The 10,679-nt window shown below is 72.2% G+C and carries 9 protein-coding genes and 1 pseudogene; 8 read left to right on the forward strand and 2 right to left on the reverse strand.

Annotation, left to right across the window (positions count from 1 at the left end):
- From GWI24_RS32215 to lnt, 3 genes and pseudogenes are all read left to right on the forward strand, one after another.
- Nucleotides 1-182 (forward strand): annotated as a pseudogene (locus GWI24_RS32215) (ABC transporter permease); the annotation flags it as partial.
- Between the two features lie 37 nt (nt 183-219).
- On the forward strand, nt 220-2,691 hold the full coding sequence (locus GWI24_RS32220; RefSeq protein ID WP_210949593.1) for a SpoIIE family protein phosphatase: 2,472 nt from the start codon (nt 220-222) through the stop codon (nt 2,689-2,691).
- A gap of 155 nt (nt 2,692-2,846) precedes the next feature.
- Nucleotides 2,847-4,382: an apolipoprotein N-acyltransferase gene (gene lnt / locus GWI24_RS32225; RefSeq protein ID WP_247617162.1), complete on the forward strand. Its 1,536-nt coding sequence runs from the start codon at nt 2,847-2,849 to the stop codon at nt 4,380-4,382.
- Here lnt and GWI24_RS32230 read toward each other — a convergent pair.
- Together GWI24_RS32230 and GWI24_RS32235 are read right to left on the reverse strand one after the other, a co-directional pair.
- Nucleotides 4,282-5,259 carry a Gfo/Idh/MocA family protein gene (locus GWI24_RS32230; protein ID WP_210949595.1) on the reverse strand — a complete coding sequence of 326 codons (978 nt, stop codon included), beginning with the start codon at nt 5,257-5,259 and terminating at the stop codon, nt 4,282-4,284. The two genes, lnt and GWI24_RS32230, sit on opposite strands and share 101 nt — an antisense overlap.
- A 23-nt stretch (nt 5,260-5,282) precedes the next feature.
- Nucleotides 5,283-6,482 (reverse strand): FAD-dependent monooxygenase, encoded by a 1,200-nt coding sequence (locus tag GWI24_RS32235; RefSeq protein WP_210949596.1) that lies wholly within the window; start codon nt 6,480-6,482, stop codon nt 5,283-5,285.
- Nucleotides 6,483-6,568: 86 nt separating this feature from the next.
- On the opposite strand from GWI24_RS32235, the gene GWI24_RS32240 reads away from it, so the two are divergent.
- From GWI24_RS32240 to GWI24_RS32260, 5 genes are all read left to right on the forward strand, one after another.
- The gene (locus GWI24_RS32240) at nt 6,569-7,237 is read left to right on the forward strand and encodes a TetR/AcrR family transcriptional regulator (protein WP_210949597.1); all 669 of its coding nucleotides are present in this window, start codon (nt 6,569-6,571) and stop codon (nt 7,235-7,237) included.
- Nucleotides 7,238-7,278: 41 nt separating this feature from the next.
- Nucleotides 7,279-7,785: a DinB family protein gene (locus GWI24_RS32245; protein ID WP_210949598.1), complete on the forward strand. Its 507-nt coding sequence runs from the start codon at nt 7,279-7,281 to the stop codon at nt 7,783-7,785.
- A gap of 158 nt (nt 7,786-7,943) precedes the next feature.
- Nucleotides 7,944-8,216 (forward strand): hypothetical protein, encoded by a 273-nt coding sequence (locus GWI24_RS32250; protein WP_210949599.1) that lies wholly within the window; start codon nt 7,944-7,946, stop codon nt 8,214-8,216.
- A gap of 171 nt (nt 8,217-8,387) precedes the next feature.
- Nucleotides 8,388-9,419, forward strand: a complete 1,032-nt coding sequence (locus GWI24_RS32255) for a hypothetical protein (RefSeq protein WP_210949600.1) — start codon at nt 8,388-8,390, stop codon at nt 9,417-9,419.
- 31 nt (nt 9,420-9,450) lie between these two features.
- A partial coding sequence (locus tag GWI24_RS32260; protein ID WP_210949601.1) for an FAD-dependent oxidoreductase occupies nt 9,451-10,679 on the forward strand: 1,229 nt, incomplete at its 3' end.

Raw genomic sequence — 10,679 nt, forward strand, 5'->3', positions numbered from 1 at the left:
TCCGGGGCGGCCGGGGCGCCCTGCTGGGGGCGCTGCTGGGCACCCTGCTGCTGGGGATGCTGGAGAACCTGCTGACCCTCGCCCAGGTGTCGTCGTTCTGGATCCAGGCGATCTACGGCGGGATCATCCTCGTCGCGCTCGTCGTCGCACGGCTCACCACCGGGGAGGCGCAGGAGTCATAGTATTAAGGGAAATGTATCCGCAGATGGGACGGGTGCGATGGCCATCCCCCAGGGAATCGCGCCGACCGAGACGCATGTCCCGTTCGACATGGCGGATGCGGCCTCGGCGCTGATCGACGCCACGGGGACCATTGTCGGCTGGACTCCGGCGGCGGAGAGACTTCTCGGCTATCCGGCGGCGGATGCGATGAAGCAGTCGGCCAGGATGCTGCTGGCGGCGCCGGAGGACGCGGCGAAGGCCGAGGCGATCGGCTCGTGGTGCCAGGAGCACGACGGCTGGGGCGGTCTGGGCCGGCTCCGGCACCGGGACGGCCGCCGGATCGAGGTGGGACTGCGGATCTCCGCCATGCGCGACCCGGACGGCGAAGTCTCCTGGCTGGTCTCCGGGATCGATGTGGGCTCCATCCCGGCCTGGGCGCTCAGCGGCTCACTGCTCCAGGCGTTCCTCACCCGGTCGCCGGTCGGGATCGCCGTGCTCAGCCCGGATCTGCGGTATGTGTGGCTCAACGACACGCTGGAGCGCTACGGCGGGCTGCCCCGTGAGCAGCGGTTGGGCCGCCGGATGGCGGAGTGCCTGCCGGGGCTGGACACCGAGGCGCTCGAGGCGCAGATGCGGAAGGTGCTGAAGACCGGCAAGCCGGTGATCGACTACGAGTACCGGGGGTGGACGATGGCCGCCCCCCACCGCGAGCACGCGTACTCGACCTCCTTCTTCCGCCTGGACAACGCCGAGGGCCTTCCGGTGGCCGTGTGCTACATGGGCATCGACGTCACCGACCGCTGGCGGGCCCGGGAGCGGCTGGCGCTGCTCAACGAGGCCAGCGCGCACATCGGCAGCACCCTGGACGTCATGCGCACCGCCCAGGAGCTGGCCGACTTCGCGGTGCCGCGGCTCGCCGACTTCGTCACCGTCGACCTGCTGGACTCCATCCTGCGCGGCGAGGAGCCCTTGGAGACCCCCGGCGAGACCCTGCCCGCCTTCCGCCGGGCCGGTCAGGCGTCGATCCGGGAGGGGTGCCCGGAGTCCATCGCGAAGCTGGGGGACGCGGTCGCCATCTCCCCCACGTCCCCCTTCGCCTGCTGCTTCTTCTCCGGGGAGGCCTTGCTCGACCCCGTGATGGGCAACTCCATCAGCGCCTGGTCCGGGGACGATCCGGCGCGGACGGCGAAGGTGCGCGAGTTCGGGATGCGGTCGCTGATGGTGGCGCCGATCGGGGCGCGCGGCGCCCTGCTGGGCGTGGCCTCGTTCGTCCGCTCCCGGCATCCGGACCCGTTCGAGGAGGACGATCTGCTGCTCGCCGAGGAGCTGGTCGCGCGGGCGGCGCTGAACATCGACAACGCCCGCCGCTACACCCGTGAGCACACCGCCGCGCTGGCCCTCCAGCGCAGTCTGCTGCCGCACGCCCTGAGCGGCGGCCAGGCCGTCGAGGTGGCCTCGCGCTACCTGCCCACGGACGCGCGCAACGGGGTCGGCGGCGACTGGTTCGATGTGATCCCGCTGTCCGGCGCCCGGGTGGCGCTGGTGGTCGGCGATGTGGTCGGGCACGGCATCAACGCCGCGGCCACCATGGGGCGGTTGCGCACGGCCGTGCACACGCTCGCCGACATGGACCTGCCGCCCGAGGAGCTGCTGGCCCACCTGGATGACCTGGTCATCCGGCTCACCGAGGAGGAGGCCGGGCAGGAGGGCGTGGCGGCCGCGGTGCTGGGCGCCACCTGTCTGTACGCGATCTACGACCCGGTCACCCGGCGGTGCACCATGGCGCGGGCGGGCCACCCGCCCCCCGCGATCGTGGACCCCTCGGGCGAGGTCACCTTCCCCGCGCTGCCCGCCGGTCCCCCGCTGGGCCTGGGGTCGCTGCCGTTCGAGTCGGCGGAGCTGGAGCTGCCCGCCGGAAGCCTGATCGCCCTCTACACCGACGGGCTCATCGAGACCTGCGACCGGGACATCGACGTCGGCCTCGGGCGGCTGAGCAACGCCCTCGGCCAGGCCGCGCTGCCCCTGGAGGAGCTCTGCCGCACGGTGGTCGACAACCTGCTGACCTCCCCGCAGGCCGACGATGTGGCCCTGCTGCTGGCCCGTACGCACGGTCTGGGCACCGGCCACGTCGTCTCCTGGGACCTGCCCTCCGATCCGGCCGTCGTCGCCAGCGCCCGCTCCCTGGCGATGCGCCAGCTCGCCGAGTGGGGGCTGGACGAGCTGATGACGACCACGGAACTGGTCGTCAGCGAGCTGGTCACCAACGCCATCCGCCACGGCACCGGCCCCATCCGGCTGCGGCTGATCCGGCACGACGTGCTGATCTGCGAGGTCACCGACACCAGCAGCACCTCGCCGCGGCTGCGCCACGCCCGCACCACCGACGAGGGCGGCCGGGGGCTGTTCCTCGTCGCCCAGCTGACCCGCCGCTGGGGCACCCGCTACACCGAGGGCGGCAAGCTCATCTGGGCCGAACAGGACCTCCCGGGACGAGACCTCCCGGAACACGACCTCCCGGAATCGGCATGAAGCACGCTCCGGCGCACCCCAGCCCTGTTCATGATCGGCCGACTCCCGCACACTGGCCCTGTGCCAACAGGAGGGGGGCATCCGAGGTGCGGAGGCCGGTCGGCGGCGAGGATCTGTGGGGGCGGCGGCTGGCCTCCCCGCGGTGGCGGGGCGCGATGGCGCTGCTGGCGGGCGCGCTGCCCGCGCTGGCCTTCCCCGCGCCCTCGCTGTGGTGGTGGGCGTATGTGGCCCTGGTGCCCTGGCTGCTGCTGATGCGCTCGGCGCCTACCGGCCGCCGGGCGATGCGGGACGGCTGGCTGGGCGGCGCGGGGTTCCTGCTCGCGGTACACCACTGGCTGATGCCGAGCCTGCATGTGTTCATCGTGCTCCTGGCGCTGCTGCTCGGGCTGTTGTGGGTGCCCTGGGGGTGGCTGACGCACCGGCTGCTGCACGGCCGCCCGGGCTCCGGGCGGGTGGCGACGGCGCTGGTGCTGCTGCCGTCCGTCTGGCTGATGGCCGAGCTGGCCCGGTCCTGGCAGTATCTCGGCGGTCCCTGGGGGCTGCTGGGCGCGAGCCAGTGGCAGGTGGCGCCCGCGCTGCGGCTGGCCTCGGTGGGCGGGGTCTGGCTGCTCGGGTTTCTGCTGGTCCTGGTGAATGTCGCGGTGACGGTGCTGATCGCGGTGGCCCGGGCCCGTACGGTGGCGCTGGCCGGGCTCACCGCATGCGGCGCCGTGGCGGCCGGGGCCTGGGCCTGGGTACCGCAGGCCAAGGAGCCCGGGACGGCGCGGATCGCGGTGGTGCAGCCGGGGGTCATCCCGGGGCCGGGGCCGCGCTTCGAGCGCAGCGCGGAGCTGACCCGGCAGCTGGCCGGCCGCGATGTCGACCTGGTGGTGTGGGGCGAGAGCAGCGTGGCCCAGGACCTGACCACCCATCCGGAGCTGCGCGGACGGCTGGCCGCGCTGTCCCGGACGGTCGGCGCGGATCTGCTGGTCAACGTGGACGCGCGGCGCGGCGATATGCCCGGCATCTACAAGAGCTCGGTGCTGATCGGGCCGAACGGCCCGACGGGGCAGCGCTACGACAAGATGCGGCTGGTCCCCTTCGGGGAGTACATCCCGGCCCGGCCGCTGCTGGGCTGGGCCACCTCGGTGGGCAAGGCGGCCGGTGAGGACCGCCACCGGGGCACCGAACCAGTGGTGATGAAGCTGCCGGATTCCCTGCGGATCGGGCCGCTGGTGTGCTTCGAGTCGGCGTTCCCGGACATGAGCCGGAACCTGGCGCGGGAGGGGGCGCGGATGCTCGTCGTCCAGTCCTCGACCTCGACCTTCCAGGGGAGCTGGGCGCCCGAGCAGCACGCCTCGCTGGCCGCGCTGCGGGCCGCCGAGACCTGGCGGCCCATGGTGCATGCCACGCTGACCGGGGAGAGCGCGGTGTTCGGGCCGCGCGGCGAGCCGGTGGGCCCCCGGATGTCCACCGGCACCAGCGCGGCCACCGTCTACACGGTGCCGCTGGGGCAGGGCACCAGCCCGTATGTGCGGATCGGGCCCTGGCCGGTGTACGGGGCGATGGCGGCGCTCGCCGTCTTCTGCGCGGCCGAGGGGGGCCGGGCGCTCAGACGGCGGACGGACCGGCCGTCCAGCGGGATGCCGGATCAGGCGTCGGGTGAGCAGGCGGACCGGCGGACAGACCAGCCGACTCCAGGGCGTCCCTGACGACCCGTTCGCACAGCTCATGGGTGCGCAGCGCGTCCTCGGCGCCGATCCGCCGCCCGGAGCGCACCGCGTCCAGGAAGGCGTCGGTGATCTGCTCGATCCCGCGCTGCCGCGCCACCGGCACCCAGTCGCCCCGGCGGCGCACGCTCGGCTGGCCCTTGTGGTCGACCACCTCGGCGAGGTTGAGCACCTGCCGCTTGGTGTCCTGGCCGGAGACCTCCAGGACCTCCTCGGTGGAGCCGCTCATCCGGTTCATCACGCCGAGCGCGGTGAACCCGTCCCCGGACAGTTGGAGCAGCACATGGTGTATCAGCCCGCCGCGGATCCTGGCGCGCACATCGATGTGGTCCACCGGCCCGGGCGCGAGGAAGCGCAGCGTGTCGACCACGTGGATGAAGTCGTCCAGGACCAGGGTGCGCGGGTCCTCGGCGAGGCCGACGCGGTTCTTCTGGAGCAGGATCAGATCGCGCGGATGGTCCAGGCACTGGGCGTAGCCGGGCGCGTAACGCCGGTTGAAGCCGACCATCAGGCTCACCCCGCGCTCCTCGGCGAGCCGCACGAGCCGCTCGCTGTCGGCGAGGTGGTACGCGAGCGGCTTGTCGACGTAGGTGGGCACCCCGGCCTCGAGCAGCCGGGTGACGAGGTCGGCGTGGGTGTCGGTCGGGGCGTGCACGAAGGCCGCGTCGAGCCCGGCCGCGAGCAGCGAGTCCAGGTCGGCGTGGCGCTGGGCTTCGGGGACGCGATAGGTGTCGGCGACCCGCTGGAGGGTGGCCGGGGTGCGGGTGTGGAGATGCGGCTCCAGGCCGGGGCGGGCCATCAGCACGGGCAGATACGCCTTCTGCGCGATGTCACCGAGCCCGACGCAGCCGACCCTCATATGTTCTCCCCGGTCTCTTCCGATCATGCCTTCCGCTGTGCCCCCGCAGGATACGCGGGGGTGGGCGGACGCCAGTCGGCGATGCCGTCGAAGGAGCGGAGGGCAAGACCGGGGGCGAGGCGGCCGACGGCGGCGATCGCGGCGCCGCGGAGGGCGACGGCGGGGGCACTGGTGAGGGTGATCATGCGGGCGGTGCGCGCCGAGCGGCGCACCACGTCCATGGTGCGGGGCAGCCGGTCGCGGGTGTAGGCGGCCAGGGCGGCGGAGGGGTCGGTGATCTCGGGGGCCAGATGGTGGGCGAGGACGACGGCGTCCTCGATGGCCTGGTTGCCGCCCTGCCCCATCGTGGGGGCCATCGCGTGCGCGGCGTCGCCGAGGAGGGCGATCCGGCCCCGGTGGTAGGCGGGCAGGGGCTCGGCCATGTACCGGATGTCATGGCGCAGCACGTCCTCGGGCGCGATGGCGGCGAGGACGTCGGGGACGGGCCGGTGCCAGTCGCCGTAGAGCCGCAGCAGTTCGGACCGCTCGTCGTCCGGGGCCCGGCCGCCGGGCGGGGCGACGGCCGCCGCGTAGGCGTAGACCCGGCCGTCCTTGAGCGGCTGGGTGCCCCAGATCCGGCCCCTCCCCCAGGTCTCATGGGGCTCGAACGGCAGGTCGGGGGCGGGGATGACGACACGCCAGGTGGTGAATCCGGCGTAGCGGGGGCCGGGATGGTCCGGGAAGAGCGTGCGGCGGACGGCCGAGTCGATGCCGTCGGCGCCGATGACGAGGTCCGCCTCATGGTCGCCGTCCTCGGTGGTGACCCGGGCCGGGCGGCCGGCGGCGCCGGGGTCGGCCAGCCGGGCGGCGGTCCCGGTGCGGACCACGCCCTCGGGCAGCCGGGAGACGAGCAGGTCGACGAGGGTGGCCCGGTGGAGGAGGACCAGCGGGCCGCCGAAGCGCTCGGCCGTGGTGGCGCTGTCCATCCGGGAGAGCCAGCGGCCGCCGGGGGTGCGCAGTCCGCCGCCGCCCTGCCAGGCGGCGAGCGCGCGCACGTCGTCGCCGAGGTCGATGGCGTCCAGGGCGCGCTGGGAGTTGGGGGCGAGGGAGATTCCGGCGCCGACCGGCTCGAGGCGGGCGGCCCGCTCCAGGACGGTGATGGACCAGCCGCGGCGGTGCAGGGCCGCGGCGGCGGTGAGCCCGCCGACTCCGGCACCGATGACGACGGCACGGGGCTGCTGCATGACTCCTCCAAGGACACTACAGATGTAGTACTCACTTACGTTACTACATCCGTAGTACGAGTGGCGGATGGGCTTAGGTTGGCCCCATGACCGCCGATCGAACCGCCGCCTCCGCTTCCGGCGCCGCCCCGTCCGCCGCCCCGTCCGCCTCCGCGTCCGGCGCCTCCCGCGCCGAGCTGATCGCCGACACCGCGCTGACACTGCTGGCCGAGCGCGGGATGCGGGGGCTGACGCACCGCGCGGTGGACGAGGCGGCCGGGCTGCCACTCGGCTCGACCTCCAACCACGCCCGGACCCGCGCCGCCCTGCTCAAGGCGGCGGTCCGGCGGCTGGCCCAGCGGGAGGCGGAGGTGCTGGCACCCGATGAGATGCCTGGCCCCGCCGGCGCGGCACCGGACGGAACCGATCCGGTCGCGGGGCTGGCCGACGCGCTCGCGCTCGCCCTGCACCGCTCGCTGACCACCCAGCGCGATCTGCTGATCGCCCGCTACGAGCTCGCGCTGGAGGCGACCCGCCGTCCCGAGCTGCGGGAGTTCTACGACGCCACGGGGCGCGGCTTCCGGGAGCCGCTCGAGGCGATGATGACGGCGCTGGGCTCCACCGAACCCCGGCGGCACGCGCGGTCACTGGTCGCCTGGTGCGAGGGACTGATGTTCAGCTGCGCCGCGGGCGCCGACCACGACGCCGTACCCGACCGCGCGGCACTGCGCACCGGCTTCCAGGAACTGCTGCGCGGGATGCTGCTGGACGAATAACGCGTGGCGGTCATGATGGCGGCGCCGCCATCATGACCGTCATGACAACCACAGAACGCCCCGACCCGCCGCGGACCGCCGATGAACGCACCAGCCTGGAGGGGTGGCTGGACTTCCACCGCGCGACCCTCGCCCTCAAGTGCGAGGGCCTGGACGACAAGCAGCTGCGCGAGGCGTCGGCGCCGCCGTCCGGGCTGACCCTGCTCGGCCTCGTACGGCATATGGCCGAGGTCGAGCGGAGCTGGTTCCGGCGGGTGCTGGCCCAGCAGGAGATAGCGCCGATCTGGTACAGCGAGGAGGACCCGGACGGGGAGTTCCACCTCACCGACGAGGACACCTCGGAGGCCGCCTTCGCCATCTGGCGGGAGGAGATCGCCAAGGCCAAGGAGGCCGCCGCGGGCCGCTCCCTGGACGATGTGGTCAGCCGTCCCGTCCGTGGGGACTACAACCTGCGCTGGATCTATCTGCACATGATCGAGGAGTACGCCCGCCACAACGGCCACGCCGACCTCATCCGCGAGCGGATCGACGGCGTCACCGGCGAGTAGTGATGCCGTGTCAGATGGGGCCGCGGGGCCGATGCCCCGCGGCCCTCACGCGTTCCCGCAAGGGCACCGGGCAGGCGCGGTAACGCGGCGGCGCCGTTCGGCGCCCATGGGGACAGGGTCACGTGCACCGCGACGACGGTGCGCGAGGGACGCGGGGAATGACCATCGGAGCCCTCCTTGGCGGCGGCGCGCCGCTGAGAACCAGCCATCGCGAGGCAGCTCAGGGCACGCAGTCCGGATGTGAACAGAAACCATCCGAGCACGTACGAACTCTCGGCGCAAGGCTTCACGCCAGCCGCAACCATCTTTCGTCCATCTTCGCGAACCCGGGAAAGACGGTCGACACCTGGGGAAAATACAAGGTCAGCAGGGGTGCCCTGGCCTCCGCAGGCACCCCGGAAGGCGGACTGATCACAAAAAAGTTCGGCTGAACCCCTTGCCAAATCCAGATCGTACGCGTTCGGATTAATTGCGTCGGCGGCGCTCGTGAGGCCCGCGTCTCCCCATGAAGCCACCTGGCCGCATGGCTGGATCTATATCTCTACGCCCACCCGGACCGTGCGATCGCCGTCTGCCACCTTCCCCTTCCCCAGGAGCGAGACATGCTCGACCTCACCTCCGTTGACCTGCTCGAGGCGTTCACCCAGGAGCTGAAGCTGTGCAAGCTCAAGCCCGATGAGCACGTCGTCGTCCTGTCCGAGCCCACCAGCCGCGGCGACTACGTGGCGGCCGCCTTCGGAGCGGCCAAAGCCTGCGGCGCGCATGTCATCGCCGCCACGGTCCCCGGCGGCAACCCGTCGCCCTCGGACAGCACCCGCACCGGTGCCGGACCCGGTCTGAGCGCGGTGCTCGGCGACACCACCGCGCAGGACCTGCTCAAGGCCGCCGACCTCGTCGTGGACCTCACGCGGGAGGGCTTCATCCACGCCCCGCTCCAGCAGGAGATCCTGCGGACGGGCACCCGCATCCTCTTCGTGTGCGACGCCCCCGACGTACTCGTCCGCAATCTGCCCAAGCCGGAGGACAAGGCGGAGGTACTCAAGGGCGTCAACCTGCTGAAGAGCGCGTCCGTCATGCGGGTGACCTCCGAGGCCGGCACCGACCTGACCATCGAACTGCCGGGCTCCAAGCCGGAGTTCCAGGTGGGCTTCGCCGACGACCCGGGCCGCTGGGACCACTGGCCGAGCACCATGGTCCTGTGCTGGCCGCGGTTCTCCGAGGGCCGGATCGTGCTCGCCGAGGGCGACATCCTGCTGCCGTTCAAGGAGTACGTACGTCAGCCGGTCACTCTGGAAATCGCGAGCGGGAACATCGAGAAGGTGTCCGGTGGCGCCGAGGCCCACCTGCTGAACACCTTCTTCGACGACGCGGACGACGAGTGGGGACGCAGCCTGTCCCATATGGGCTGGGGCCTGATGCGCACCGCCGACTGGTTCGCCACCGCCCTGTACGGCAAGGAAGAGCTGATGGGCATGGACGCGCGGGCGTTCGCCGGGAACTTCCTGTGGTCCACCGGACCCCACCCCGTACTGCAGCGCGAATCGTATGCGCACGTCGACATCGCCATGCGCGGCTGCACCGTCTCCGTCGACGACCAGGACGTCGTCACCGCGGGCCGACTCGTCGACTTCTGATCCCGCCGCCGCACCTGCATCTGGAGAGAAGATGGCATCCACCCAATCCCTCGACGTCGTCATCGTCGGCGGCGGGCTCGGCGGAATGACCGCCGCGCTGTCGCTGCGGCAACGCGGCCATCAGGTGACCGTGCTGGAGCAGGCACCGCGGTTCGGTGAGATCGGCGCGGGTATCCAAACAGCGCCCAACGCGAGCCGGGTCCTGCTCGGGCTGGGGCTGCGCAAGCAATTGGAGGCCATCCGCACCGAGCCCCAGGACCAGGTGCGGCGCCGGTGGAAGGACGGCAGCATCATCGGGCTGACCCAGCTCGGTGACTACTGCAAGCAGCGGTACAACGCGCCGTACTGGCACTACCACCGGGCCGATCTGCACGGTGTCCTCACTGATGCCTGCGTCGATCCGACCGGCCCCGGCCCGGTGGTCGCACTGCACACCTCGAGCCGGGTCAGCGAACTGGACCGTGGCGACACCCGCCGCCCCGCGGCCGTGACCGAGGACGGCCGGCGCTTCGAAGCCGACGTGCTGATCGGCGCCGACGGCATCCGGTCCCGAGTCCGCGACCTCATGGGCCTCCCGGACACCCTGCTGTTCTCCGGTGAGATGGCCTTCCGGGCCCTCATCCCCGGCGACCTCATCGCCGACGACCCGGCCACGCGCTTTTTGATGGACCGCTTCCAGAGCACCATCTGGTACGGCCCCGATCGGCACCTGGTCCACTACATGATCCGCGGCGGGGAGTACCTCAACGTCGTCGGCTGCGTCCCGTGCACGGACGAGGTCGCCGAGAAATGGACCGGCTCGGCCACCGCGGAAGACCTGGTGAACGCCTACGAGGGCTGGGACGATCGGGCGGCGGCGATGCTGTCCAAGGCCAAGGAGGACGTGCTCTCCTTCGCCCTCTACCACCGCCGGCGCGACCCGGTCTGGATGGACGGCCGGGTGGCCCTCCTGGGCGACGCCTGCCACGCCATGCTGCCCTACCAGGCCCAGGGTGCCTCCCAGGCCATGGAGGACGCCGCCGTACTGGCCGAGGAACTGGGCCGTATAAACGCCGACGGCGTCGAGGGCGCACTGCGACGCTACGTGGACCGGCGAGCCAAGCACGCCGGCATGGTCCAGGACGCCTCACTGCAGAACAAGACCTTCTACCACTATCCCGACGGCCCGCAGCAGGAGGCCAGGGACGCCCTGCTGCGGCGCGGCTTCGACGGCGAATCCGACGTCTCCTACGACTGGTTGTGGAGCGGCAGCCCGCTCGA

Source organism: Streptomyces sp. MK37H, from assembly GCF_018035285.1.
In the GTDB taxonomy this organism is placed as follows: Bacteria; Actinomycetota; Actinomycetes; order Streptomycetales; family Streptomycetaceae; genus Streptomyces; species Streptomyces endocoffeicus.